A 26,762-nucleotide genomic window follows, 5' to 3' on the forward strand; every position below is an offset into this window, starting at 1 on the left:
GGAGCGACACACAGGAGGTGGCATGACCAGGGCGAGAGGGCGCCGGCGCGGCAGGCTGACACGCGAGCCGGCTCCCGAGAAGTCGATGGACCCCCGGCCCAGCGAGGATCAGCCCTACCGTCCGACGGTCATCAACAACACGATCTACCAGGACGGCCGCGCCATCGACAACCCCGGTTCGCTGGCCGACGCCTTCCAGTGCCTGAAGGACAAACCCGGCGCGCTCGCCTGGATCGGCCTGTACCGGCCGAAGGAGTGGGAGCTGGTCAAGCTCGCGGAGGAGTTCCAGCTGCACGAGCTGGCCGTCGAGGACGCCATCGTCGGCTCCCAGCGGCCCAAGGCCGACCGCTACGGCGAGACCCTGTTCGTGGTGCTGCGCGCGGCCACCTACCGGGACGAGGTGGAGGAGGTGGCCTTCGGCGAGCTGAACGTGTTCGTCGGCCCCGACTTCGTGCTGACCGTCCGCCACTCCGAGGCACCCGACCTTCAGGTGGTGCGCAGGCGTATGGAGTCGGAGCCCGACCTGCTGCGCAAGGGCCCGCAGGCGGTGCTGTACGCGATCCTGGACGCGGTGGTCGACGACTACGCGCCGGTCGTGAAAGGGCTGCAGGAGGACATCGAGGAGATCGAGGTCCAGGTGTTCGGCGGCGACCCGGCCGTGTCCCGCCGCGTCTACGAGCTGTCGCGCGAGGTGATCGAGTTCCAGCGGGCCACCGCGCCGCTGGTGCGGCTGATCGACGGGTTCATCGCCGGCGCCGACAAGTACGGCGTCGACGAGGAACTGCAGAGCTACCTGCGCGACGTGGCCGACCACGCCATCACGGTCAACGAGCGGGTGGCCTCCTTCCGCCAGCAGCTCCAGGACATCCTGGTGGTCAACTCCACCCTGGTCACCCAGGCGCAGAACGCCGAGATGGCCAGGATGACCGAGGTCAGCATCCAGCAGGGCGAGGAGGTCAAGAAGATCTCCGCCTGGGCGGCCATCCTCTTCGCGCCGACCGTGGTGGGCGGCATCTACGGGATGAACTTCGACCACATGCCCGAGTATCACTGGGCCCTGGGCTACCCGTTCGCGATCTCCCTCATGGCGGGGGTGTGCGTCATCCTGTACGTGATCTTCAAACGGCGCGGCTGGCTGTAGCGCCGGGCCAGGTCAGGAGAGCAGCTTGCGGGCTGCCTCCTCGATCTCCTCCTCCGACAGCAGCACGTGGTCGGCCGCCCCGCCCAGCGGGACGAAGCTGTCGGCCGAGGTCACCCGGGCCACCTGACCCTGGTAGCCGGCGTCGAGCAGCTCGGCCATGACGCCCTCGGACACGCCGCCCGAGTGGCGCGTCTCGTCCGCGATCAGCACCTTGCCCGTCAGCTCCGCCGCGCGCAGCAGGTCGGCCACCGGCAGCGGCGCCAGCCAGCGCAGGTCCAGCACCCGGCAGCTGAAGCCCTCCTGGGTGAGCCGCACCGCCGCCCGCAGGCTCATCCGCACCCCGTTGCCGAACGTCACGATCGTCAGGTCGCGCCCGTCGCCGTAGGAGCGGGCGCCGCCGATCGGCACGTGCGTCTCCGCCCAGCGCGACGGCGGGGCGTACGGGGCCAGCCAGCCGCCGTCGCCCTCCTCGAACAGGTCTCTGGTGTGGTAGAGCGCGATCGGCTCCAGGAACACGCACACCGACCCCTGCGTGCGCGCGGCCGCCAGGCACGTGCGGAGCATGGCGGAGGCGTCGTCGGGCCGGGACGGCGAGGCGATGATCAGGCCGGGGATGTCGCGCAGCGCCGCGATCGCGTTGTCGTTGTGGAAGTGCCCGCCGAACCCCTTCTGGTAGGCGTAGCCCGCGATCCGCACCACCATCGGGTTCGGGTAGGCACCCTGCGAGAAGAACGACAGCGTGGCGGCCTCGCCCCTGATCTGGTCGATCGCGTTGTGCAGGTAGGCCAGATACTGGATCTCCGGCACCGGCAGCAGCCTGGACACCCCCGCGCCCAGGGCCAGCCCGAGGATGGCCTGCTCGTCCAGATGGGTGTCGAACACCCGGGCGGGGCCGAACCTCTTCTGCAGCCCGCGGGTCACCCCGTAGACGCCGCCCTTCTTGGCGACGTCCTCGCCGAAGACCATCATCTCCGGGTAGACCGCGAGCGCGTCGGCGAGCGTGCGGTTGATCGACTGGGAAAGCGTCAGCGGCTTCTCCGACTCCGGCAGCGTCCCGGCGAACGTCCGCTCCCGCACCGCGCTCTCCGCCGCCACCGGGCTGATCTTGGCGACCAGGTCGGCGTCGTGCGGCGCGATCGGCTCCATGACCTCCTTCGCCGAGCGGAGCCTGGGCAGGCGGGTGGTCTCCAGCGCGATGCGCAGCACGTGCTCGCGGGCGAGCTCGTACCGTCTGAGCAGCTCCTCCGGAGTGGTCAGGCCCGCCTCGACGAGCAGCCGCGCGGTGCGCAGCAGCGGATCGCGCGCCAGGTCGGCGCGGAGCTCGCGCTGGGTGCGGTACGCGGACTCGACGTCGGAGCCGGCGTGCCCCATCAGCCGCACCGTCGACAGGTGCAGGAACGCGGGGGTGCGGTGGGAGCGCACGTGCTCCACCGCCCGCACCGCCGTGTCGTACGCGGAAGCCAGGTCACAGCCGTCGGCCGCGAAGTACTCGATGCCGGGCCGCCTGGCGGACGCCTCCACCCAGCCTCTGGGGGTCCTGACGCTGATGCCGATGCCGTTGTCCTCGCACACGAACAGGATCGGCACCCGCTGCCCCTGGTAGGTGGCGTAGGCGGCGGTGTTGAAGCCCGACAGGGCCGTGGCGTGGTTGACCGAGGCGTCGCCGAAACTGCACACGGCGATCGCGTCGTCGGGCCACAGGCCCGCCGTGTCGAGCGCGCGGGCCCGCTCGATGGCGAACGCCACGCCCACCGCCCTCGGCAGGTGGCTGGCGATCGTGGACGTCTGGGGGATGACGGCCAGCTCGGGATGGCCGAACACCTTGTGCCTGCCGCCCGCGATCGGCTCCTCGGCGGCCGCCGTCAGGCCCATCAGGACGTCCCTGATGCCCTGTTCGGGCAGCCGCCCGGCCTGCTCGGACCTGGTCAGGTAGAACGCGCCGGACCGGTAGTGGAGCAGCGCGGGGTCGTCCGGGCGCAGCGCGGCGGCCACGGCCGCGTTGCCCTCGTGACCGGCCGAGCCGATCGTGTAGAAGCCCTCGTCCTGCTCGCGCAGCCAGCGGGCGGCGATGTCGAGCAGCCGGCTGTCGAGCTGGCGCTGGTAGAGCGTCCGGCACTGCTCTCCGGTGAGCGTGGCGCCCTCCCGCACCGGATCGCCGGGACCGCGGGCCGGGCCCGTCTGGAGGGTCTCCACTGCCTGGACGAAATGAGTCTCAACCATGTCGCGCGCCACATGCCGATTATGGCCGCTGAGCACCGTGTTCGTCTGCCAGTCACGGGCGACATGTGTTGGACCGGTCCTTTTGACATAGATCTATAACAGCTTGTCAGAATGGTGAACTTCGCCATTCGCCACCACGTCTACTGGTTTGACACGTGGCGCCCTCAAAGCCGCGTTGAAACCAACTGGGTATCCAGGAAAGGAACCCGAATGTCGTTACAACGCATCCGTACGATCGCCGTCGCGATGGCGGTGGGGGCCGGTGCGCTGGTCCTTACGCCACCCGCGTCAGCGCAGGTCAACACAGCAGCAGCGCCGGCCGTCACCAAGGTGACGCTCAACCCGGCATCCCCGGTCGTGCTCTTCGAAAGCACCGCCAAGGTGACCTTCACGATCCAGGCGAAGGACGCCGAAAAGGCCACCATGGTCTTCACTCCGCCGGGTGTCAGCACCCAGCCGATCATCGAGGCCAAGAAAGTCGGGACGGACACCTTCCAGGTCGAGCGCTCCGTCGGCACGGTGGGCACGTGGAACTACACCGCCACCGCCGTCAAGGGTGACGAGACGGGCCAGCTGAAGGGCACGTTCGACGTCAAGAAGGCGCTCGAGACCAAGATCGTCAGGTTCGACGCCAACCCCGACAGGGTCACGAAGGGCGACCGGGTCCGGCTCTCCGGCCAGCTCAGGGCCGGCGACCAGGGCTACGGCGGCCAGGAGGTCGCGATCAGCTTCCGCTCCCGCGGCTCCGACGACTTCCGCAAGGTCACCACGGACAAGACCAGCCGCAACGGCTGGTTCTCCGCGAGCGTGAAGCCGTGGCGCAGCGGCGAGTGGCGCGCCGAGTTCGCCGGCAACGCCGAGGCCAAGGCGTCGGTCAGCGACAGCGACGGCGTCCGCGTCCGCCCCCGGACCATCGACACCAGGATCGTCGGCTTCGACGCCTACTCGGAGCCCGTCGTCAAGGGCGACAAGCTGCGCTTCAAAGGCACCCTGCAGGCCGACGACCGGCGGGCGCTGCGCGGTGAGCGCGTGACCATCCAGTTCAGGGCCGTGACCTCCCGCCAGTGGACGGACGTCACCGGCGACCGCACCAGCCGGCACGGCCGCTTCCACGCCTCCACCACCGCCGAGCAGAGCGGCTGGTGGCGCGCGGTGTACGCGGGCGACCGCCGGGTCGACGGCTCGGTCAGCGGCCCCGACTTCGTGCGGGTCACCGAGCCGGTCGAGAAGGCCGACACCCGGGTCCTCGGCTTCAACGCCTACCCCGAGCCGGTCAAGCGCGGCCGTGACCTGAAGATCTGGGCCCAGCTCCAGGTCGACGACGACGGCACCTGGAAGGGCTACAAGGGCAAGGTGGACCTGTACTTCAAGTCCAACCGGTCCGACGAGTACAGGCTCGTGAAGTCCGCCTGGTCCAGCGACAGCGGCAGGCTGTTCACCGAGGTCCGCGCCTGGACCTCCGGCCGCTGGCGGTTCGTCTACGAGGGTGACGACAGGACGAACGGCGACACCAGCCGCTCCGACTACGTCCGCGTGCGGCGCTGACATCGACGAGGCCCGGGGCGCCGCATCAGCGCCCCGGGCCTCACCATGTCCTCAGTTGACCCGTCGCTCCGGCGCGGTCGCCCCCAGGCTCGCGAGCATGGACATGATGTCGACCATGCCCAGCTTGAGCTCGCCGACGTCCTGCTTGAGCTGGCTCACGTCCTGCTTGAGCAGGTTGACGTCTTGCTGGAGGTCGTCGAGACGCCGCTCGAACCCGTCCATACGTCGTTCGAACCCGTCCATGCGCTGATCGAACTTGTCCATGCGCTGGTCGAACTTGTCCATGCGCTTGTCCAGCTTGTCGATCTTGTCGAGAACGTTGCGCCCGACGTCGTCGACACGGTCGTGCAGGGCGGAGAAGCGCTGTTCGATGCTCAGGTTGGGCACACCGCTCACTGTAGACCGTTCGAGCGCCGAGACCCTGATTTCCAGGTGGTCGACTTTCGTCTGCAGATCCAACATGGAGAGATCCTCTCGAGGGGGGGATGACGTCGCTCCTTGCAATGGAAAGAATACTCTCCGTGAAGCGTGCCTGTGTTCGAACCCCCGGCTAGTCGGCCCGTTTGAACTGGGCGATGCCCACCGCCAGCAGCCCCAGCCCCAGCGCCGCCACCAGCCCGAGCTCCACCGGCACGGGCACCTGCCAGCCGAACCACTGCACCCCCGGGTTCAGGGTCGCGTTCACCTCCGGCGGCACGTCCAGGTGGGAGAAGACGGCCTGGCGCATCGGGTCGACCGCGTACGTCATGGGGTTGACCACCGTCAGGGCGTGCAGCCACGACGGCAGGTTGGCCAGCGGGAACATGGCGCCCGACAGGAACATCATCGGCATGATCGCCATCTGCATCAGCCCGAAGAAGGACTGCATGTTCTTCATCCGCGCCGCCAGCATCACGCCGAAGGCGGTGATCGTGAAGGCCGCCAGGAACATCTCCGCCAGCAGCGTGAGCATCAGCGTGGGCGAGTACGGCACCCCCACCATCCCCGCCATGGCCAGGATGACGATGCCCTGGCCGGTGGCCACGATCGCGCCGCCGAGACACTTGCCCACCACGATGGCCGTGCGCGACACCGGCGCGACCAGCATCTCGCGCAGGAACCCGAACTCGCGGTCCCACACGATGGACCCCGCCGAGAACATGCCCGTCATGATCACCGTCATGGAGATCATGCCGGGATACATGAAGGTGCGGAAGTCCACGCCCGGGATCGACGCCTGGACCAGCGACCCCAGGCCGGTGCCCATGACGAACAGCCACAGCACCGGCTGCAGCAGCATCGAGAGCATGCGGGTGCGGTCGTTGAGGAAGCGCAGCATCTCACGGTGCAGGACCACCTTGATGGCCCGCAGGTCGTGCGCGGCGCTGCGGGCCGGCACCCGCACGCGGATCGCCTGTGTCGTCATCGTTCACCGCCTCGCCATCGCGCGCATGAAGGCCATCTGGTCGTCTCCGGACTCGGCGTCGCGGATCGTGGAGCCGGTGTAGTTCATGAACACGTCGTCCAGCGACGGCCGCGACACGCTCACCGACGTGATCGGCATGCCGAGCTCGGCGAACAGCCGCGGCACGAACTCCTCGCCCGAGGCCACGGCGAACGTCACCGCACCCTCGTGCACCGCCGCCTCCAGCCCGAACCGCTCACGCAGCGCCTTGATCGCGGCTTCGTCGTCACGGGTGTGGATCTGCACCCGGTCCTTGCCGACGCTGGCCTTGAGCCGCTCGGGAGAGTCGATCACCACGATCTCGCCGTGGTCGATGATCGCGATCCGGTCGCAGTACTCGGCCTCGTCCATGTAGTGGGTGGTCATGAAGATCGTGATGTCCTCGCTGACCCGCAGCTCGTTGATGTAGCCCCAGATGGCCGACCGGGTCTGCGGGTCGAGCCCGACCGTCGGCTCGTCCAGGAACAGCACCCGCGGTGAGTGGAGCAGGCCGCGGGCGATCTCCAGCCGCCGCTTCATGCCGCCGGAGAACGTCATCACCTTGGCGTCCTTGCGGTCCCAGAGCGCCACCATCTCCATGACGCGTTTGATCCGCTCGTCGACCACGCTCTTGTGCACCCCGTACAGCTCGGCGTGGAAGCGCAGGTTCTGCTCGGCGGTCAGGTAGCCGTCGAGGGTGGGGTCCTGGAAGACCAGGCCGATGTTCCTGCGCACCTCGTCGCGCTCCCTGACCACGTCGTGGCCGGCGACGGAGGCGGTGCCGCCCGTCGGGTTCGCGAGCGTGCAGAGCATGCTGATCGTGGTGGTCTTGCCGGCGCCGTTGGGGCCGAGGAATCCGAAGACCTCGCCCGGCGACACCTCGAAGTCGACGCCCTTGACGGCCTCGACCTTCCCGTACGTCTTGGTCAGCCCTCGTACGACGACGGCCGCGTCCTCGCTCATCAATCCTCCGCCAGAATCTGGAACACGGACTTGCGCGTCTGCCTGAGCAGCTTCTTGGCCTCGGCGACCTGGCGGTCGTTGGCCGTCCTGGTCAGGTGGACGAACGCCTCGCCGAGCTGCCCCCACAGCAGGCGCAGCTCGTGCCGGTCCTCCGGCACGGTGCTCGCCACCTCGTCCCACGGCGCGGGGGCGGCGCTCAGGCGTCCCGCCTCGTCGCGGCCCACCTCCGTCAGGCGGTAGGTCCGGCTGCCGCCGGCCTCGCCGCCGGTGACCAGGCCCTCGTCCTCCAGCTGCTGGAGCGCGGGGTAGACCGAGCCGGGGCTGGGCCGCCACACGCCGCGGCTGCGCGCCTCGATGTCCTGGATCATCTGGTAGCCGTTCTTGGGCTCCTCGCCGAGCAGCAGGAGCAGCGCCGCCCGGACGTCGCCGCGCCGCACCCGCGGCCCCGCCTCCATGCCCGGGGTGCCCGGCGGGGGCGGCGGCATCGGGGGGTGCGGGAATCCGTGTCGTCCATGTGGATCAATCATTACATCTCCCAACTATCGAGATGTTCTGACGATATATCTAGATAGTTGAGGCGGCAATGCCCTTTTCTGGCGACTCTCGTCCGTGTTAGTGCTCGTTAACAGCTGCCCGGAGCGCAGCCCCGGCCATGGCGTGCAGCAGCGGGCGCATCGCCCCGGGCGGGAGCTCGCCCGCGCTGTGCGGCGTCGAGTTCAGCAGGCCGAAGACCGCGTGCGTGGCGGCCCGCAGCCGGGACGCCGGGCACGACGGGTGGAGCTCGGCCAGCACCGCCACCCACTCCTCGACGTAGAGCCGCTGCAGCCGCCGGATCTGCCGCCGCTCCCGCTCCGGCACGTTGCCCAGTTCGCGGTCGTGCACGGTGATCAGCGCCGGCTGCTCGAGCGCGAACGTGATGTGCGCGTCGAGCAGCGCGTCCAGGATCTCGGCCGGGCCGGCGGAGGCCGTGACGACCGCGACCGCCGACTCGCGCAGCCGCGAGCTGATGTCGAGCAGCAGCTCCGCCAGCAGCGCCTCCTTGCCGCTGAAGTGGCGGTAGAGCGCCGGCCCCGAGACGCCCACCGCGCCGCCGATGTCCTCGATCGGCACGCCGTGGAAACCGCGCGCCGCGAACAGCCTCGCGGCGGCGTCGAGGATCTCGGCACGCCTGTTGCCGCGATTGCGGGTAGGTGTCGGGGCAGTCGTCACAGTCACATCATGCTAGACGGTTGAGTTAATGGCCACTAACATCACGACCATGACGAGAGGGCAGAGATGAGCGACTGGCCGATACTCAAGTCGGCCGCCGACCCCGGGAGCGAGGCGTACAGGAGCAACGCCGAGCTCAACGAGCGGCTCGCCGCAGAGCTCCGCGACCGCCTCGCCACCGCCGCGCTCGGCGGGCCAGAACGGTCGCGCAGCCGCCACGTCGAGCGCGGCAAGCTGCTGCCCCGCGAGCGCGTCGACGGCCTGCTCGACCCGGGCTCGCGGTTCCTGGAGCTGTCGCCGCTGGCCGCGAACGGCCTCTACGACGACCAGGCGCCCGCCGCCGGCATCATCACCGGCGTCGGCCGGGTCTCCGGCCGCGAGTGCGTGGTCGTGGCCAACGACGCCACCGTCAAGGGCGGCACCTACTACCCCATGACCGTCAAGAAGCACCTGCGCGCGCAGGAGGTGGCGCTGCACAACCACCTGCCGTGCGTCTACCTCGTCGACTCCGGCGGCGCGTTCCTGCCGAAACAGGACGAGGTGTTCCCGGACCGCGAGCACTTCGGCCGCATCTTCTACAACCAGGCCACGATGTCCGCGCGGGGCATCCCGCAGATCGCCGCCGTGCTCGGCTCCTGCACCGCGGGCGGCGCGTACGTGCCCGCCATGAGCGACGAGGCCGTCATCGTACGGAACCAGGGCACGATCTTCCTGGGCGGCCCGCCGCTGGTGAAGGCGGCCACCGGCGAGGAGGTCACGGCCGAGGAGCTCGGCGGCGGCGACCTGCACGCGCGCGTCAGCGGCGTCACCGACCACCTCGCCGAGGACGACGCGCACGCGCTGGCGATCGTCCGCGACATCGTCTCCACGCTCGCGCCGCGCGCCCCGCGCCCGTGGCCGGTGGCCGCGCCGGAGCCGCCCGCCCACGATCCGCGCGACCTCTACGGGATCGTCCCCGCCGACACGCGCCGGCCGTACGAGGTACGCGAGGTGATCGCGCGGCTGGTTGACGGGTCCCGGTTCCTGGAGTTCAAGGCCGAGTACGGGCCCACGCTGGTCACCGGGTTCGCCCATGTCCACGGCCACCCGGTGGGCATCCTGGCCAACAACGGCATCCTGTTCGCCGAGTCCGCGCTCAAGGGCGCGCACTTCATCGAGCTGTGCGACCAGCGGCGGATCCCGCTGCTGTTCCTGCAGAACATCAGCGGGTTCATGGTCGGCAAGGCGTACGAGGCGGGCGGCATCGCCAAGCACGGCGCCAAGATGGTCACGGCCGTGTCGTGCGCCCGGGTGCCCAAGTTCACGGTGGTCATCGGCGGCTCGTTCGGGGCCGGCAACTACGCGATGGCCGGGCGGGCGTACGCGCCGCGCTTCCTGTGGATGTGGCCGAACGCCCGCATCTCGGTCATGGGCGGTGAGCAGGCGGCGAACGTGCTCACCACGGTGGGCTCCTCTGCGGGCGGGGCCGACCCCGAGGCGATCCGGGCCCAGTACGAGCACCAGGGCAACCCGTACTACTCCACCGCCAGGCTGTGGGACGACGGCGTGATCGACCCCGTCGACACCCGCACCGTGCTCGGCCTGGCCCTGTCCGCGGCGGCCAACGCCCCGCTCGAACCCGCCGGCTACGGCGTCTTCCGGATGTGATCATGACTGATTCCCTGTTCGGCCGGGTGCTGGTCGCCAACCGGGGCGAGATCGCCGTCCGGGTCATCCGCACCCTGCGCGCGCTCGGCATCGGCGCGGTCGCCGTGCACACGGCCGCCGACGCGGGCGCGCGCCACGTGATCGAGGCTGACGAGGCCCACCAGATCCCGAAATATCTGGATATCGAGGCGATCGTGGAGGTGGCCCGGCGCTCCGGCGCGGCGGCCGTCCACCCCGGCTACGGCTTCCTGGCCGAGAACGCCGCCTTCGCCCGCCGCTGCGCGGAGGCCGGGCTGGTGTTCGTCGGGCCGCCGGCGGACGCCATCGAGGCGATGGGCGACAAGATCCGCGCCAAGCGCACCGTGTCGGCCGCCGGAGTGCCCGTGGTACCGGGCGCGGCCGAACCCGGCGACGAGCTCTCGACCTGGTCCGCCTTCCCCGCCCTGATCAAGCCGTCGGCGGGCGGCGGCGGCAAGGGCATGGTGCTGGTCAGGTCGGCGGCGGAGCTGCCGGACGCCCTGGAGTCCGCCCGGCGCACGGCCACGGCCGCCTTCGGCGACGGCACCCTCCTGATCGAGCGCTATGTGGAGCGGCCCCGGCACATCGAGATCCAGGTCCTCGCCGACGGCCACGGCACCGTCGTCCACCTGGGCGAACGCGAGTGCAGCCTGCAGCGCAGGCACCAGAAGATCGTCGAGGAGGCCCCGTCGCCCTTCGTCGACGCGGAGACCAGGGCCCGCATGGGCGCCGCCGCCGTGGAGGCCGCCCGCGCGGTCGGCTACGTCGGCGCGGGCACCGTCGAGTTCATCGTCGACGGCGCCACGGGCGCCTACCACTTCATGGAGATGAACACCCGTCTCCAGGTCGAGCACCCCGTCACCGAGCTGGTCACCGGCCTCGACCTGGTGGAGCTGCAGCTCCGGGTGGCGGCCGGCGAGCCTCTCCCGTTCACCCAGGACGAGGTGCGGCTCGACGGCCACGCGGTCGAGGCGCGCGTCTACGCCGAGGACCCGGCGCGCGGCTTCCTGCCCACCGGCGGCCGCGTCCTCGCCCTGCGCGAGCCCGCCGGTCCGGGGGTACGGGTCGACTCCGGGCTGCTGGAGGGCGGAGTGGTCGGCAGCGAGTTCGACCCGATGCTGTCCAAGGTCATCGCCTGGGCGCCGGACCGGGCGGGCGCGCTCCGTGCCCTCGACCGCGCCCTGAGCGAGACCGTGGTGCTCGGGGTCACCACCAACGTGCCGTTCCTGCGAGCCCTGCTCGCCCACGAAACCGTCCGCGCCGGCGACCTGGACACCGGCCTGGTCGAACGAGCCCTCCCAGACCTCCTCCCCACCACCGACCCAACCCGCGCAGAAGCGGCCCGCACGGACCAGACCCGCGAGGACGGGGGTCGTGCGGATGCGGCTCGCACGAACGCGGGTGGTGCGGATCAGGCCCGCGAGGACGGGGGTCGTGCGGATGCGGCCCGCGCGGACCGGGGCCGTACAGATGTGGCTCACGCGGACGTGGCTGGGGTCGCCGTGGCTCGTATGGGGCGCGGGGTGCCCTTGGATGCGCTGGCGGCCGCCGCGCTCGTGTTTCACGATCAGCCGGTGGGGCGTGACCCGTGGGAGGTCATGGACGGCTGGCGGGTCGGGGAGCGGGCCTGGACGACGTGGCGGCTGGAGACGCGCGACGGCGTGCATGCCGTCCACGTGCGCGGCCTGCCCCGGGAGGGCGCCGAGGTCAGGGTGGCGGACGGCCCGCCCGTTCCATCCGTCCTCCGCACGTACGCGGACGGTCCCGGATCGCCGGGCGGACCTGCCGTCCGGCCGTACGGGGGTGGGGTCGTCGTCACTGTGGATGGTCGTACGACGCACTACGTGTGCGCCCGGGACGGCGAGACGGTGTGGCTCGGCCGGGACGGGCACGCCTGGCCCGTCACCCGCCACCTGATCGGCGACCCGGGTGACCGCGCAGGCGCCGCGGGGAGCGGTGACGGCGTGGTCAGGAGCCCGATGCCCGGCACCGTCCTGGTGGTCAAGGCCCAGGTCGGCGACCAGGTCAAGGAAGGCCAGCCGCTGGTGATCGTGGAGGCGATGAAGATGGAGCACACCGTCACCGCCCCACGGGACGGCCGCGTCGCCGAGCTGCCGGCGCAGGCCGGCCGGCCCGTCGACATGGACGCCGTGCTGGCCGTGGTGGAGGAGGGATGATGGCGCGCGCGTACCCGATGGAGGGCCTGCCGCAGCAGGTCACCGTCTACGAGGTCGGCCCCCGCGACGGCCTGCAGAACGAAGCCGCGATCGTGCCCGTCGAGGTCAAGGCCGAGTTCATCGACCGGCTCGCCGACGCCGGGCACAAGGTGATCGAGGCGACCAGCTTCGTGCACCCGAAGTGGGTGCCCCAGCTCGCGGACGCGGAGCAGCTGCTCGACCGGCTGCACCGCAGGCCCGGCGTCCGCTACCCGGTGCTCGTGCCGAACGAGCGCGGCCTGGACCGGGCGCTGGAGCGGGGCGTCGACGAGATCGCCGTCTTCGCCAGCGCCACCGAGACGTTCGCCGCCAAGAACCTCAACCGGAGCCTGGAGAGCCAGTTCGAGATGTTCGAGCCGGTGGTCGCCCGGGCGCTGGAGAACGGCGTGCGGGTGCGCGCGTACGTGTCGATGTGCTTCGGCGACCCGTGGGAGGGCCCCACGCCCGTCTCCCAGGTCGTCGCGGTCGGGGAGCGGCTGCTCGGGCTGGGCTGCTACGAGCTGTCGCTGGGCGACACGATCGGCGTCGGCACGCCCGGCCACGTCACCGCGCTCATCGAGGCGTTCACCTCGCCGGACAAGCTCGCCGTCCACTTCCACGACACCTACGGGCAGGCGCTCGGCAACACCCTGGCCGCGCTCAGGGCGGGCGTCACCACCGTGGACGCCTCCACCGGAGGCATCGGCGGCTGCCCGTACGCCGAGTCCGCCACCGGCAACCTGGCCACCGAGGACCTCGTCTGGATGCTGCGCGGGCTCGGCATCGAGACCGGCCTCGACCTGGACAAGCTCGTGGCCACCAGCACCTGGCTGGCCGCCCGGCTGGGCCGGCCCAGCCCCTCCCGCGTCGTCCAGGCCCTCGCGAAAGGCTGACCCATGCTGACACCCGAACACGAAGAGCTGCGCAAGACCGTCGAGGCCTTCGCCCGCGAGGTGGTCGCCCCCGTCATCGGCGGCTACTACGAGCGCGAGGAGTTCCCGTACGACATCGTCCGCCAGATGGGCGCGATGGGCCTGTTCGGCCTGCCCATCCCCGAGCAGTACGGCGGCATGGGCGGCGACTACTTCGCCCTCTGCCTGGCGCTGGAGGAGCTGGCCAGGGTCGACTCCAGCGTGTCGATCACCCTGGAGGCGGCGGTGTCGCTCGGCGCGATGCCCATCCTCCGGTTCGGCACCGGGGAGCAGCGCGACCACTGGCTGCCGAAGCTGGCCGCGGGGGAGATGCTGGGCGCGTTCGGCCTGACCGAGCCGGGCGGCGGCTCGGACGTGCCCGGCGGCATGCGCACCACCGCCGTGCTCGACGGCGACGAGTGGGTGATCAACGGGACGAAGGCGTTCATCACCAACTCCGGCACCGACATCACCGGCGTCGTCGGCGTCGCCGCGCTGACCGGCGAGCGGGAGATCTCGACCATCCTCGTCCCCTCGGGCACGCCGGGCTTCACCGTGTCGAAGAAGTACTCCAAGGTCGGCTGGAACGCCTCGGACACGCGCGAGCTGTCGTTCTCCGACTGCCGGGTGCCCGCCGCCAACCTGCTCGGCGAGCGCGGCCGCGGCTACGCCCAGTTCCTGCAGACGCTGGACGAGGGCCGCATCGCGATCGCCGCCCTCAGCGTCGGCCTGTCGCAGGGCTGCGTGGACGAGTGCCTGAAGTACGTGCGCGAGCGCCGCGCCTTCGGCCACCCGATCGGCCATTACCAGGCCATCCAGTTCAAGATCGCCGACATGGAGGCCCGCGCCCACACCGCCCGCCTGGCCTATTACCACGCGGCCGAGAAGATGCTCGCGGGCGTCCCGTTCAAGAAGGAAGCGGCGATCGCCAAGCTCGTCTCGTCCAACGCGGCCATGGACAACTCCCGCGACGCGACGCAGATCTTCGGCGGGTACGGATTCATGAACGAGTTTCCGGTGGGCCGTTTCTACCGCGACGCGAAGATCCTGGAGATCGGCGAAGGAACGTCCGAGGTGCAGCGCATGCTGATCGCCCGCCAGCTGGGATTGGGTGATCTGTGAATTGGCGGATGTCTGTCGCCGCAGGGCGCTAGGATTCGGCGCATCGCACTCGATCGGCGGAGGGCGGACTCTGGGGTGAGCCCACAAGGAGCACACTGGTCCATCTCCGGCGCGGTGATGACGGACTGCCTCGTTTCCCCTTAACCATGAGGATGAAATGCTGGATCCGTCACAGGATCACCTGCGATGGTGGTTCCTGAAAATCTATATGATCATTCTGTCCGGTTTGATCATGGTCACTGTGCTCGCCGGGGCTTTCCTGGACGAGAAGGCATGGGCCCAGGTCAAGCCGGAGCTCGCGGATATCAGGCTCTGGACCTTCCAGATAGGCATGATCATCGTCGGGAGCTATCTGTTCTCCGACGGTAGAAGGAGTTGAACGCGCCCCGGTCGCCCGCAATCGGCGGGTGGCCGGGGCGTTCTCGTCGTGCCGGCGGGTTCCACCCGTCACCCTGCTGCTTGTCATAGGGGACATATCGCTCGAATGTCGTCAGAGTGGCGACATATGCGAATTTACGGGTAAGTAGGAACAATGCCCGTAGTATGATTTTATGTACCCGAGTTGTACCTTTTTCTAGCTGGCCCCGAAAGTCGCCACTTGTGGTGGCTGGGGCTTTTCTTCTACGCTGGGTTTGACGAAGACGGTCGCCAGGCGCGACTAATGTCGTTCTTGTGAAACCGCCGTCAGCGTCAGGGTATGAGTCCGTACAGCCGTATCCATCGAGTGCAACTGTCTCGGGGTGATCCTCCGAGCCGTACGGTTGTGTGTCTGTTTCAACCCATCCCTCCCGTAGCGAGGGAGGAGGGGCCTCCTGTCGGCCGACGTCGCATTGTGCAGACAGGAGGCCCTTTCTCATGAAAGCTTAGGCGAGGCAGAGGTAATATGAAAGAGTCTAGCTTTTCTTATGTTCTACCTCGGAGGGGCTATGCGTACCGGAGTGGTAAATCCTTGCCACCCCGGCCCGCCCGCGTTCCGTCGAAGGTGTCGCGGCACTTCTTCGTGTATGGTATGAATGTCGTTTTTGTGCCGCGCACCCTGTCGCCGCCCTCGGCAGGCCGGGTCCGGGCGATCCGCGACTCATGAGTGTTGGACTCGGGAACGGGGCGCGATCTAGTGTCATACGTCATGACGGCTGACGATCTTCTTATCCGGAGGGTGGAGAAGTCCGACGCGGACGACGTGTTCGCGCTGGCGCGCGAGTTCGGTCTCACCTTCCGGCCCGAGCGCGAGGCCTTCGACGCCGCGCTGCCGCTGCTGCTGAAGGACGAAGACACCCTGCTGCTCGCCGCCGTCGTCGACGGGCGCGTCCACGGCTATCTGCTCGGCTACGTCCATCTGACGCTCTTCGCCAACGGGCCCGTCGCCTGGGTGGAGGAGGCGATGGTGCAGTCGGGGTCGCGCCGGCAGGGCATCGGGCGCGGCCTGCTCGTGGAGTTCGAGAAGTGGGCGCGCGACCGCGGCGCCCGCTACGTGGCGATGGCGACCCGGCGCGCGCCGGAGTTCTATCACGCGCTCGGTTACGAGGCTTCTGCCACTTTCTACCGTAAGGTGCTGCGCTGACCTTGTCCTAGGGGGATGGCATGCTTGGTGCGTGACCATCCACCAGGTGAGCCCCCTGTTCGTCGGCCGTGCCGGCGAGCTCGACCTGCTCCTGGGTGTACTGGGTGAGACGCGCGGCGGCGCCGCGGCCACCGTGCTGGTCGGCGGCGAGGCCGGGGTGGGCAAGACCCGGCTCATGGGGGAGTTCACCGACCGGGCCGGCGACGCGCTGGTGCTCGTCGGCGGCTGCCTGGAGCTCGGCACCGAGGGCCTGCCGTTCGCCCCGTTCACCGCCGTGCTGCGCTCCCTGGTGCGCACGCTCGGCCGCGACCGGGTCGCTGAGCTGGTGCCCGGCGGCACGACCCGAGGACTGGCGCGGCTGCTGCCCGAGTTCGGCGAGCCCGACCGCGACGGCGCCGAGGCCAGGGCGCGGCTGTTCGAGCAGCTGCTCGGCCTGCTGGAGCGGCTGGCCGAGGACCGGCCGGTCATCCTGGTCGTGGAGGACGCCCACTGGGCCGACCGCTCCACCCGCGACCTGCTCTCCTTCCTGGTGCGCTACCAGCGCGGCACCGGCCGCCTGATGATCGTCGTCACCTACCGTTCCGACGAGCTCCACCACGCCCACCCACTGCGCCCGCTCCTCGCCGAGCTGTCCAGGGTCGCGTGGGTGACCCGGGTGGAGCTGAGCCGGCTCAGCCGCCGCGAGGTCGCCGCCCAGGCGGCGGGCATCCTCGCCCGCGAGCCGTCGCCCGCCGACATCGAGCGGGTCTACTCGCGCAGCGAGGGCAACCCGCTGTTCGTCGAGGCGCTGCTGAGCGAGGACGGCTCCGGCGGCCTGCTCCCGGAGTCACTGCGCGACCTGCTGCTGGCGAGCGTGGAGCGGCTGCCCGACGAGACGCAGGAGCTGCTGCGCATGGCCAGCGCCGGCGGCCAGCGCATCGAGCACGACCTGCTGGCCGCCGTCACCGGGTTCGACGAGGCGGCGCTCGCCGCCCGGCTGCGCCCCGCCGTTGCGGGCAACGTGCTCGCCGTCGACGGCGAGGGCTACGCCTTCCGCCACGCGCTGATCCGCGAGGCGCTCCACGACGACCTGCTGCCCGGCGAGCACACCCGGCTCCACACCCGCTTCGCCGAGGCGCTGGAGCGCGACCTGTCGGTCCTGCCCGCGCCGCGCGGCGCGATCGAGCTGGCCCACCACTGGCACGCCGCCCGCGACACCACCTGGGCGCTCACCAGCGCCTGGCACGCCGCCGCCGCGGCCCGTCGCTCCACCGCCTACGACGAGCAGCTGCGCATGCTCTCGCGGGTGCTGGAGCTGTGGGACCACGTGCCCGACGCGGCGGAGCGCACCGGCCGCGGCCACGCCGACGTGCTGCGCCAGACGGCCGTCGTGGCCCACCTCGCGGGCGAGTACGACCGCGCCGCCGCGCTCGCCTCGGCCGCGCTCGGTGAGATCGACCGCGCCGCCGACCCGGTGGCGGCCGCCCGCGTGCTGCGGCTGCGCGGCCTCATCCGCTACGACCTGAGCCGCCCCGGCCACATCGACGACCTGTACGAGGCGGCGGCCCTGGTCCCCGCCGAGCCGCCGAGCAGGCTGCGCGGCCAGGTGCTGGAGTCGCTGGCCCGCATGCTCCACCGGCCGGACCGGCGCGCGGAGCGGATCGCCACGGCGGAGCAGGCCATCGAGATCGGCCGCCGGGCCGGCGACGACACCGTCCAGGCGCAGGCCCTGATCAGCCTCACCTGGACCCGCTGCCTGCGCTTCGCCGAGATCGACGAGCATCGCGGCGGCTACGCCGAGGCGCGCCGGCTGGCGGTCCGCGCCGACGCCTACAACGCGCTCATGCGCGTGGCCATCTCCGAGTCCGACAGCCTGGAGGGCGCCGGACGCCACGAAGAGGCGGCCCAGGTCGCCCGCGACGGCATCGCGCTGGCCGAGCGCTACGGGCTGGCCCGCACGTCCGGCACGTTCCTGTCGATCAACCTGGCCGAGCCGCTGATGTCGCTCGGCCGCTGGGACGAGGCGCTGGAGGTGATCGAGCACGCCCTGGAGCTGGTGCCGCCCCCGCCCCACCAGACCGGGCTGCGCGGCTTCGCCACCGACATCGCGCTGGCCCGCGGCCGGCTCGACCAGGCCGCGGAGCTGCTGGCGGCCATCGGGCGCATCGTGGCGCGCGGCTCGTTCCGCGAGCAGACCGTGCTGCCCCACGGCCGCCGCGAGGCGGAGCTCCTGCTGGCCCGAGGCCGGGTCGACGAGGCGCGCGAGGCGGGCCTGCGCCTGCTGCGCTCCCACGACCTCAGGGCCGAGCCGCGCTACTCGTGGGGGCTGCTGGCGTCCCTGGCCGAGCTGGGCGGACCGGTGCTGGCCGAGGTCCGCGCGCTCGCCGAGCGGCTGCCCGCCGACGGCGACCTGCAGCAGGCCCAGCGGCTCACCGTCACCGCCATGACCGTGACGGAGGACGACCCCGAGGCCCGGCTCAAGGCCTGGGACGCGGCGGTGGCCGCCTGGGAGGCGCTGCGCAACCCGTACGCGCGAGCCCGGGTGTGCGAGGGGGCCGCGCACGCCGCGCTGGCGTGCGGCGACCGCGAGCACGCGGCGGCGCGGCTGGCCACGGCGGACGAGCTGGCGCAGCGGCTCGGCGCGCGGCCGCTGCTGGCGCGGGTCGACGCGCTGGCCAGGCGGGCCGGGATCGCCCTGGCGGACCAGTCCGCGCCCGGCGGGCCGCCGCTCGGCCTGACCGCCCGCGAGCTGGAGGTGCTGCGCCACGTCGCCAGGGGCCGGAGCAACCGCGAGATCGCCGCCGAGCTGTTCATCGCCGTCAAGACGGTCAGCGTGCACGTGTCCAACATCCTCGCCAAGCTCGGCGTCGCCTCCCGGGGCGAGGCCGCAGCCAAGGCCCACGCGCTGCGCCTGTTCGGCGAGTGAGCGGCCTCAGCCCGTGAGCTGGGCCTCCAGGCGGTAGCCGTCGACCGTCACGTACACCTGGTCGCCGGGGCGGGCGTTGAGCCGCATCAGCACCGGCTGGAGAGAGTCGAACACCGGCTGCTGACCCTGCCACACCAGCACGATCGCGTTGTCGCCCGGGCCGGTGACCGACAGCAGCGTGCCGGGGCGCATGCCGAGCTGGGCCGCGTAGTTCTGCGGCACCGGCACGGGGCCGCCGCGCAGGTGCTCGGGCTTGACCTCGATGCGCTGCCAGCGGCGCGGATCCGACGACGGGCTCGGAGGCGGCGGCGGGGGAGTGGCCGGGGTGCCGGCCAGGTGGCCCTGGAGCATCGGCGAGCGGCCGTTGGAGAGGGCCGACAGCGTCGCGAGCGCGGCCGACGGGTCGATGGAGTTGGCCGCGGCGGCGGGGATCGGCTGGCCGCCCCTGTGGTGGTGCCCGTTGGCGCCGGGGGTGCGGCGCGGCAGCGGCTGCGGCGGGCCCTCGGACGCGGCGACCGGGTCGTGGACCTGCTCGGGCGGCAGCGCGTCCAGCCACGCCTTGGCCGAGTGGGCGCGGATGCCCAGCTCCGCCATCAGCTCCACCATGTCCGCGTCCGGCTGGGCCGAGGCCAGCAGCCTGCGGGTACGGGCCTGCAGTCCCTGGATGTCGCCGACGACCAGCCAGCCGTCCTGGAGACGGCGGTCCGGCATCAGCGTGACCAGCACCCGCCACAGCGGGGTGCGCAGGGACGGCACGGTCGCGGGATGGGCGGGGTCCGCGCCGATCAGCTGATCCTCGGTCGCGGCGGCGCCCAGCCACTCGGTGAGCCGGAACATGTGCCCGGTGATCGGGGCCGACTCCGACGAGCGCAGCCAGGTGAGCACCCGCTCCTCGGCGGTGCGCTGCGCCTGGGAGAGGATCTCGCGCTCGACGAGCATCTTGTGCGCGAGCGTGCGCAGGCTGACCGGGTCCTCGGCGAACAGGCGGTGCTCGGCCACGGCCAGCTCCAGCTTGTTCAGGCCGCGGAACAGGCTGTCGACCACCCTGACCATCGCGTGGTCGGTGTCGGACGGCACAGGGGCGGGCTGGGAGCCGTACGAGGCGGACCCGCCGGGGAGGCTCGGCAGGGAGCCGGTGTGCGGGCCGGAGGAGTCGGACGCGGCGGGGCGCTGTGGCAGCGGGCTCTGGCCCCCGCCCACGGCGGGGAAGGAGCCGGTGGAGCGCTGGTCCCGGCCGACGGCGGGGAAGGAGCCCGTGGAGCGCTGGTCCCGGCCGACGGCGGGGAAGGAGCCCGTGGAGCGCCGGCCCTCGTCCGGGGACGAGCTCTGCGACCGCTGGGGGTCGCCGGGGAACGAGCCGGGAGCGCGCCGGCTGTCGCCGGGGAAGGACCCGGGGGAGCGCTGCTCCTCGGCCGGAAAGGAGGCTGCCGGACGCCGGGGTTCGCCGCCCGGCCGCGCGTCGTCGCCCACCCTGGGGAAGGAGCCGGTGTTCCGGCGCTCGTCGGCGGGGGCGGGGAAGGCTCCGGTGTTGCGGCGCTCGTCGGCGCGCTGCGGCAGCGGCTCGCCCTTGGCGGGGCCGCCGTTCGGGCCGGCGAAGGCGCCGGTGCCCTCGAACGCGGCCGCCGGACGCTCGCCCGCGGCGGGGAAGGAACCGGTGCCGGACGCGCCGCGCTGGACCGGCCTGGTGACCTCGGGATGCCCGGCCACGGCTTCCGGCCGGGCCGCCAGCCTGCCGAGCACCTCGCGGAAGACCGTACCCATCACCGTCTCGGGAGTGGACCCCGGCGCCTTCAGGTCGGCCGGCGTCAGGCGGCGCAGTCGGTGCCAGCCGCCCAGGCCCACGATCGCCGTCCGGGCGGGCTCCGGATAGCCCGGCAGCGTCGGATCGATCGGATGCAGCGCCATCGCCGGCAGCACGTCGCCCAGCGGCAGATGATCCCAGCGCGAGGAGGCGAGGAGCGCGAGCCGCTCGCACACCCAGTCGAGACCGGTCGCGGCGAAGGCCCTCTGCAGCGGCATCGACGACCACCACGCGGACGGCAGGCGCGGATCGGACAGCGCCTCCGCGACCTGTTGCGGCCGACTCCAGCGCAGGGCAGGGACCAGGTCGCTCAGGCAGATCGATGACTCGACGTCCATCGGCGGGACCTTATCCTCCCCAGTGTGCCGCGATACGCATGTGACTGATGGTGCAGCCTACGCGGCAAGCTATCAATCGGTGTGAATAGGGTAAAGACGCTTCATGTCCAAACCGTACCGTGGACGACCCCCCACGAGGGCCACACACTCGGCACCCGCACGGCAACCTGACTCCAGAGCCTCCCTCTCGCCCGCCCCCGACAGGGCGGCGGCGAGGTAGCCGGCGGCGAACGCGTCACCCGCTCCCGTCGAGTCCACGGCCTCCGCGGGCACCGCGTCCGCCTTCGCCACGACCTGCCCGCCTACCGCCACGAGACCGCCCTGGGGCCCCAGCTTCACGACCGCTGTCCCGTAATGCTCGCTGAGGGTCTCGGCCGCCCGCTCGGGCGTGGTGGCGCCGCTGAGAAGGAGAGCTTCGTCACGATTGGGAAAGATCAATCCGGCGAGCGCCGTCTCGCCGAGGAACCGCGTCACGCCGAACTCGGCGAGCGGGCCCGTCGAGGCCGGGTCGACGCTGATCGAGGCCCCGGCACCGGTCGCCTTCGCCATGGCCAGCCTGCTCAGGGCCAGGCCGGGATCGCTGAACAGGGTGTAACCGGAGACGTGCAGGTGCGTCACGCCGTCGAGGAGCGCGTCGTCCCAGTCGAGGGGGGAGATCAGCTCGCCGGCGCCCCGGTTCGTCAGCATGGAGCGCTCGCCGGTGCTGTCGACCATCGAGATGACCACGGCGGTCGGGTTGGCGGCGTCGATCCGGATGTGCGGGCGCACCCCGGTCTTGGTCAGCTCGGCGATGTGCCACTCGCTGCTGTCGTATCCGCAGCGGGCCAGCAGGTTCGCGTCGGCGCCCAGGAAGGCCGCCCACGCGGCGGTGTTCGCGCCGGAGCCGCCGGGGCGCAGCGCGATGTCGGCGGCGATGTCGGAAGGGATGTCGGGGCCCGACATGACCGGAGCGCCGTGCATGGCCACCACGTCGGTGACCACGTCGCCGATGACCAGCAGGCCCTGGCCGTTCACGATCGTGACCAGGCCAGCGCGATACGGGCCGCGAGCGCGACGTTGCCGCGGACCGCGGCCAGGTTGGCCTCCAGGGAGGCCCCGCCGGTGCCGCGCACCAGGTAGCCCAGCAGGAACGGGGTGATCGCCTGGCCGGTGACGCCCTCGCGCTCGGCGGTGGCCAGGGCCTCGGCGAGCACGCGGTCGTGCAGCGCCGGGTCGAGCTGCTGGTCCTCCGGGATCGGGTTGGCCACGATCAGCGCCGTCTCCTGGCCGCCGAACGCGTCCTGGCCGCGCATGACCGCGGCCGCCTCCTCGGGCATCTCGATCCGCCACTCCACGGGACGGCCGGAGGAACGCAGGTAGAAGCCGGGGAACTCGTCGGTCCGGTAGCCGGCCACGGTCACGCCGCGCGTCTCCAGGCGCTGCAGCGTGGCGGGCACGTCCAGGATGGACTTGACGCCCGCGCACACCACGGTGACGCGGGTCCTGGACAGCGTGTCCAGGTCGGCGGACTCGTCCTGGTCGTCCGTCCAGCCGCGGTGCACGCCGCCCAGGCCGCCGGTGGCGAACAGGCGGATGCCCGCCCGGGCCGCCAGGAACGACGTCGCCGCCACCGTGGTCGCGCCGCTCACCTTCAGCGCGGCGGCGAGCGGGAGGTCGCGCTGGCTCAGCTTGCGCAGCCCCGGCTCCATCGCGACGCGCTCCAGCGAGGCCTCGTCCAGGCCGATCCTGGCCACTCCGTCCAGCACCGCGATCGTGGCGGGGACCGCGCCTTCGCGCCGTACGATCTCCTCCAGCTCGCGCGCGACCTCGAGGTTGCGGGGCCGGGGCAGGCCGTGCGAGATGATCGTGGACTCCAGCGCGACGACCGGTGCGCCCGAGTCGAGAGCCTCGGCGACCTCGTCGGACGGCTGGAGAAGGGAGTCGGTGGTGCGGCGCATGTGTGTTTCGTACTCCTTGAGTGGTCTTGTGGCGCATTGTCGGAACGGAGTGTTTCGAGGAATTTGTTCCGAACCGAGCAGCGTACGGGGGGACCGCGTCCGCGTCCACCCGTGCTCACCCGGACGGCGGCACCCCCGCGCCGCCGTCCGCCCGGGGATCACACGAGCAGCAGCACACCCGCGAGCGACACCCCGCCGACGAGCCCGGTGGCGATCCCGCCGAGCAGCACGGTCCGCCCTCCGCGCAGCAGTCTCCGCACGTCGATCCCGGTGCCGAGGCCGAACATCGCGGCAGCCAACAGGATATTCGCCGCCTGCCCCGCCACCGCGACGACCCCGTCCGGCACCATCCCCGTGCCGCGCACGCATGCCATGACGACGAACCCGGCCACGAACAGCGGCACCCCGGCCACCCGCCCCGCCTTCCCGCGCGGTGCCCGTGCGGGACGAACCGGTGGATCCGCGGGCAGGCCCGCCCGTCCGGCATGCGCGTCCTGGAGCCGCCTCCCGGGCGTGGCGTGAGACCCCGTGTACGAGACGAGGGCGACCAGGGGAGCCAGGAGGAGGACCCGGCCGAGCTTGACCGTCACGGCCGTCGTCAGGACGCCCGTGGCGGCCCCGATGGCCGCCACCTGGGCCACCTCGTGAACGGCCGCGCCCGTCCAGACGGCGAGCTGCGAGGGGGAGAGACCGAGCCAGGAGGCGGCGAGGGGGATCGCGAGCAGGGCGCCCGTGCCGTACAGGACCACCACCGCCAGGGCGGCGGCCGCCTCGTCGTCCTCGGTGCCCGCGCTGTCGTGCATGGCCGCGATCGCCGCCGCCCCGCAGACGGCCACCCCCGTCGCCACCAGCAGCGAGGCGCCCGGCGGGACGCCGAGCCTGCGGCCGGCCACCGGCGTCACCGCGAACGTCACCCCGGTGGCCACCACCACGACCACCACCGTCTGCCAGCCCAGCCCCAGGATCTGCGGCACCGAGACCTGCAGCCCGAGCAGCACCACCGCCGCCCGCAGCACCGGCCTCGACACGAACCGCAGCCCCGGCAGCAGCCGCCGGCGGGCACCCCCGAAGCCCGCCAGCGCCGCCCCCAGCACCACCGCGACCACCGCCGCGCTCACCGCGGGCACCGCCGCGTTCACCGCCAGCGCGCCCCCCAGCGCGGCAGCCGACACGAGCACCCCGGGCAGCAGGGCGGGCAGGGACCGGAGAGCAGGCAGGGGCACGGCATCCAGTCTTCGGCGGGACCGGGAACGCCGGTAGCCGCTCGCCGGATGGCAGGTCATAGCCTGGGGCTATGAGTGAATTGCCCGATCTCGTCTCGCTCAAGCTGCTGGTCGACGTCGGCGAGCTGGGCAGCCTCGGGCAGGCGGCCAGGGCGGCCGGGATCGCGCAGCCGTCGGCCAGCAAGCGCATCGCCCGGCTCGAACGCCGCCTCGGCCTCCCCCTGCTGGAGCGCACCCCGCGCGGGTCGGCGCTCACCGGCGAAGGGAAGATCGTGGCCGGCTGGGCCGCGCAGGTCGTCGGCGCCGCCCAGGAGCTCGTGCGCGCCGCCGAGGCCGTCCGGCGCGGCGGGGCCGGGCACCTCAGGGTCGCGGCGAGCATGACCGTGGCCGAGTACCTGCTGCCGCGCTGGCTGGGCGAGCTGCAGAGCCGGGAGCCGGACGTCGAGGCCGGGCTGGACGTGATGAACTCCGCCGACGTGGCGGCCCGGGTGCTGGCCGGGGAGGTGGAGCTCGGGTTCGTGGAAGGGCCGGCCGTGCCGGACGGGCTGGCCGAGCGGGTGGTGGGCGGCGACCGGCTGGTGGTCGTGGTCGCGCCCGGCCATCCGTGGGCGCGCCGCCGCACCCTCCTGCGAGGTCCCGAGCTGGCCGCCACCCCGCTGGTGGTACGGGAGCGCGGGTCGGGCACCAGGGAGACGCTGGACGTGGTGTTCAGCGCGCTGCACCGGGCCAGGCCGAGGCTGGAGCTGGGGTCCAACGCGGCGGTCAAGGGCGCCGCCCAGGCGGGGGTGGCCCCCGCGGTGCTCAGCGCCTACGCGGTGGAGGCGGAGCTGACCACCGGGCGGCTGGTCGAGGTGCCGCTCTACGGGCTGGACCTGGCACGCACCCTGCGGGCCGTCTGGCGCAGGGGCCGCCCCCTCACCGGCTCCGCCGCCACTCTCCTCTCCATCGCCGCCCGCCCGGCCTGACGGAAGAGCGGCCCGGGCCCGATGGCGGGGCCGGGATCGGAGGTCCTAGAGTGCGGAGAATGGGGACTTTCGACGTGGTCATCGCCGGAGGCGGGCACAACGGGCTGGTCGCCGCCGCCTATCTCGCCCGGGCCGGGCGGCGGGTGCTGGTGCTGGAACGGCAGGACCACACGGGCGGCCTGGCGATCTCGGCCCGGCCGTTCCCGGGCGTGGACGTGCGGCTGTCGCGCTACTCCTATCTGGTCAGCCTGCTGCCGACGAAGATCGTCAAGGATCTGGGCCTGAAGCTGGAGCTGCGCCGCCGCCGCTACTCCTCGTACACGCCCGTCGGCGACACCGGGCTGCTCGTCGACGGCGAGGACGCGGACCGCACCAGGGCCTCGTTCCGGGCCGTCACCGGCGGCGAGGCCGACCACGCCGCCTGGGAGGCGTTCTACGGCATGACCGCGACGGCCGCGCGGGCGCTGGCGCCGACGCTGCTGGAGCCGCTGCGGCCGGCGGCGGAGGTGGAGAAGCTGGTCGGCGCCGAGGCGTGGCGCGACCTGTTCGCCCGCCCCATCGGCGAGGCGGTGGACGAGCGGTTCGCCGACGACGTCGTGCGCGGCGTGGTGCTCACCGACGCGCTGATCGGCACGTTCGCCGACCCGGCCACCGACCTGCGGGCCAACCGCTGCTTCCTCTACCACGTGATCGGCGACGGCACCGGCGAGTGGAACGTCCCGGTGGGCGGCATGGGCGCCGTCTCCGGCGCGCTGGAGACCGCCGCCCGCGCGGCCGGCGCGGAGATCAGGACCGGCGCCGAGATCGTCGGCATCGCGCCGTCCGGCGAGGTGACGTTCCGTACGGACGACGGCGAGCACACGGTCACCGGCGGGCACGTGCTGGTCAACCTGCCCCCCGCAGTGCTCGACCGGGTGCTCGACCGGGTGCTCGACCGGGTGCTCGACCGGGTGCTCGGCCGGGTGCTCGGCCGCGCGCCGGGCCTGCCCGAGGGGGCGCAGCTCAAGGTCAACATGGTGCTCTCCCGGCTGCCCCGGCTCAAGGACGCCGGCGTGGACCCGAAGGCGGCCTTCAGCGGGACGTTCCACATCAACGAGAGCGGCGGCCAGCTCGCCCGCGCCCACGCCCAGGCGGCCGGAGGCGACATCCCGGACCTGCCGCCCGCCGAGGTCTACTGCCACTCGCTCACCGACCCGTCCATCCTCGGCCCCGGCCTGCGCGGCAAGGCCGAGACGATGACGCTGTTCGGCCTGCACATGCCCGCCCGCCTGTTCCGCCAGGACCCGGACGGGGCCAGGGAGCGGGCGCTGCGCGCCACCCTCGCCTCGATCGACTCGGTGCTGGCCGAGCCGATCGAGGACTGCCTGCTGCGCGCCCCCGACGGCACCCCGTGCATCGAGGCCAAGTCCCCCGTCGACCTGGAGAACGAGGCCGGCCTGCCGGGCGGTCACATCTTCCACCGGGACCTGAGCTGGCCGTACGGGGAGGAAGGCGGCTGGGGCGTCGAGACCGGGCACGAGCGCATCCTGCTGTGCGGGGCCGGCGCCCGGCGCGGCGGCGGGGTGAGCGGCATCCCCGGCCACAACGCGGCCATGGCGGTCCTGGGGCGCTGACCTGCCTTCATCGGGTTCTCAGAAT

Annotated in this window: 21 protein-coding genes; 11 read left to right on the forward strand and 10 right to left on the reverse strand. The window is 72.0% G+C overall.

From position 1 onward, the window contains the following. Positions 1-22: 22 nt before the first annotated feature. Entirely contained in the window at positions 23-1,141 is a 1,119-nt protein-coding gene (locus tag KME79_RS17840) for a magnesium and cobalt transport protein CorA (protein ID WP_219545391.1), read from the forward strand. Between the two features lie 12 nt (positions 1,142-1,153). Here the strand turns inward: KME79_RS17840 and KME79_RS17845 are convergent, their stop codons facing one another. After that, a complete protein-coding gene (locus tag KME79_RS17845; protein WP_246640009.1) occupies positions 1,154-3,361 on the reverse strand; it encodes a dehydrogenase E1 component subunit alpha/beta in 2,208 nt (735 codons plus the stop codon). 210 nt (positions 3,362-3,571) lie between these two features. Between KME79_RS17845 and KME79_RS17850 the strand changes: the two genes are divergently transcribed. Beyond that, positions 3,572-4,906 (forward strand): hypothetical protein, encoded by a 1,335-nt coding sequence (locus KME79_RS17850; protein ID WP_219545393.1) that lies wholly within the window; start codon positions 3,572-3,574, stop codon positions 4,904-4,906. Positions 4,907-4,957: 51 nt separating this feature from the next. Here the strand turns inward: KME79_RS17850 and KME79_RS17855 are convergent, their stop codons facing one another. The 5 genes from KME79_RS17855 to KME79_RS17875 all read right to left on the reverse strand — a co-directional run bounded on the left by KME79_RS17855 (position 4,958) and on the right by KME79_RS17875 (position 8,501). Further along, positions 4,958-5,368, reverse strand: coding sequence for a hypothetical protein (locus tag KME79_RS17855; protein WP_219545394.1), 411 nt, complete (start codon positions 5,366-5,368; stop codon positions 4,958-4,960). An 88-nt stretch (positions 5,369-5,456) separates the two neighbouring features. Then, positions 5,457-6,311: an ABC transporter permease gene (locus KME79_RS17860; RefSeq protein WP_148030553.1), complete on the reverse strand. Its 855-nt coding sequence runs from the start codon at positions 6,309-6,311 to the stop codon at positions 5,457-5,459. Between the two features lie 3 nt (positions 6,312-6,314). Beyond that, entirely contained in the window at positions 6,315-7,292 is a 978-nt protein-coding gene (locus tag KME79_RS17865; protein ID WP_148030554.1) for an ATP-binding cassette domain-containing protein, read from the reverse strand. Next, positions 7,292-7,777 (reverse strand): PadR family transcriptional regulator, encoded by a 486-nt coding sequence (locus tag KME79_RS17870; protein WP_246640010.1) that lies wholly within the window; start codon positions 7,775-7,777, stop codon positions 7,292-7,294. Before KME79_RS17870 ends, KME79_RS17865 begins: the two co-directional genes overlap by 1 nt. Positions 7,778-7,904: 127 nt before the next feature. Continuing rightward, entirely contained in the window at positions 7,905-8,501 is a 597-nt protein-coding gene (locus tag KME79_RS17875) for an SACE_7040 family transcriptional regulator (RefSeq protein ID WP_219545396.1), read from the reverse strand. 66 nt (positions 8,502-8,567) lie between these two features. On the opposite strand from KME79_RS17875, the gene KME79_RS17880 reads away from it, so the two are divergent. From KME79_RS17880 to KME79_RS17910, 7 genes are all read left to right on the forward strand, one after another. Continuing rightward, positions 8,568-10,148, forward strand: coding sequence for a carboxyl transferase domain-containing protein (locus KME79_RS17880; RefSeq protein ID WP_148030557.1), 1,581 nt, complete (start codon positions 8,568-8,570; stop codon positions 10,146-10,148). 2 nt (positions 10,149-10,150) lie between these two features. After that, positions 10,151-12,343 (forward strand): acetyl/propionyl/methylcrotonyl-CoA carboxylase subunit alpha, encoded by a 2,193-nt coding sequence (locus KME79_RS17885; protein WP_246640011.1) that lies wholly within the window; start codon positions 10,151-10,153, stop codon positions 12,341-12,343. Beyond that, complete coding sequence (locus tag KME79_RS17890) at positions 12,340-13,254, forward strand: hydroxymethylglutaryl-CoA lyase (protein WP_246640012.1); 915 nt, start codon at positions 12,340-12,342, stop codon at positions 13,252-13,254. Before KME79_RS17885 ends, KME79_RS17890 begins: the two co-directional genes overlap by 4 nt. A 3-nt stretch (positions 13,255-13,257) precedes the next feature. After that, on the forward strand, positions 13,258-14,394 hold the full coding sequence (locus KME79_RS17895; RefSeq protein ID WP_219545397.1) for an acyl-CoA dehydrogenase family protein: 1,137 nt from the start codon (positions 13,258-13,260) through the stop codon (positions 14,392-14,394). A 157-nt stretch (positions 14,395-14,551) separates the two neighbouring features. Beyond that, complete coding sequence (locus KME79_RS17900) at positions 14,552-14,773, forward strand: hypothetical protein (protein ID WP_148030560.1); 222 nt, start codon at positions 14,552-14,554, stop codon at positions 14,771-14,773. 777 nt (positions 14,774-15,550) lie between these two features. Further along, the gene (locus KME79_RS17905; protein ID WP_261808438.1) at positions 15,551-15,955 is read left to right on the forward strand and encodes a GNAT family N-acetyltransferase; all 405 of its coding nucleotides are present in this window, start codon (positions 15,551-15,553) and stop codon (positions 15,953-15,955) included. Between the two features lie 31 nt (positions 15,956-15,986). Then, complete coding sequence (locus KME79_RS17910) at positions 15,987-18,860, forward strand: helix-turn-helix transcriptional regulator (protein WP_219545398.1); 2,874 nt, start codon at positions 15,987-15,989, stop codon at positions 18,858-18,860. 6 nt (positions 18,861-18,866) lie between these two features. On the opposite strand, the gene KME79_RS17915 is transcribed toward KME79_RS17910, so the two are convergent. The 4 genes from KME79_RS17915 to KME79_RS17930 all read right to left on the reverse strand — a co-directional run bounded on the left by KME79_RS17915 (position 18,867) and on the right by KME79_RS17930 (position 24,159). Further along, entirely contained in the window at positions 18,867-20,999 is a 2,133-nt protein-coding gene (locus tag KME79_RS17915) for a hypothetical protein (RefSeq protein ID WP_219545399.1), read from the reverse strand. Positions 21,000-21,071: 72 nt separating this feature from the next. Next, positions 21,072-22,013: a carbohydrate kinase family protein gene (locus KME79_RS17920; RefSeq protein WP_219545400.1), complete on the reverse strand. Its 942-nt coding sequence runs from the start codon at positions 22,011-22,013 to the stop codon at positions 21,072-21,074. Then, positions 22,010-22,936 (reverse strand): pseudouridine-5'-phosphate glycosidase, encoded by a 927-nt coding sequence (locus KME79_RS17925; protein ID WP_219545401.1) that lies wholly within the window; start codon positions 22,934-22,936, stop codon positions 22,010-22,012. The genes KME79_RS17920 and KME79_RS17925 overlap by 4 nt, the downstream gene beginning before the upstream one ends. A 158-nt stretch (positions 22,937-23,094) precedes the next feature. Further along, a complete protein-coding gene (locus KME79_RS17930) occupies positions 23,095-24,159 on the reverse strand; it encodes a YeiH family protein (RefSeq protein WP_219545402.1) in 1,065 nt (354 codons plus the stop codon). Positions 24,160-24,230: 71 nt separating this feature from the next. Here KME79_RS17930 and KME79_RS17935 point away from each other — a divergent pair, with 71 nt between their 5' ends. Together KME79_RS17935 and KME79_RS17940 are read left to right on the forward strand one after the other, a co-directional pair. Beyond that, positions 24,231-25,124, forward strand: coding sequence for a LysR family transcriptional regulator (locus KME79_RS17935; RefSeq protein WP_219545403.1), 894 nt, complete (start codon positions 24,231-24,233; stop codon positions 25,122-25,124). A 59-nt stretch (positions 25,125-25,183) separates the two neighbouring features. Further along, positions 25,184-26,737 carry a phytoene desaturase family protein gene (locus KME79_RS17940; protein WP_219545404.1) on the forward strand — a complete coding sequence of 518 codons (1,554 nt, stop codon included), beginning with the start codon at positions 25,184-25,186 and terminating at the stop codon, positions 26,735-26,737. The last annotated feature ends 25 nt before the right edge of the window (positions 26,738-26,762 follow it).

Origin of the sequence: Nonomuraea harbinensis, assembly GCF_019396385.1 — a bacterium.
Classification (GTDB): domain Bacteria; phylum Actinomycetota; class Actinomycetes; order Streptosporangiales; family Streptosporangiaceae; genus Nonomuraea; species Nonomuraea ferruginea.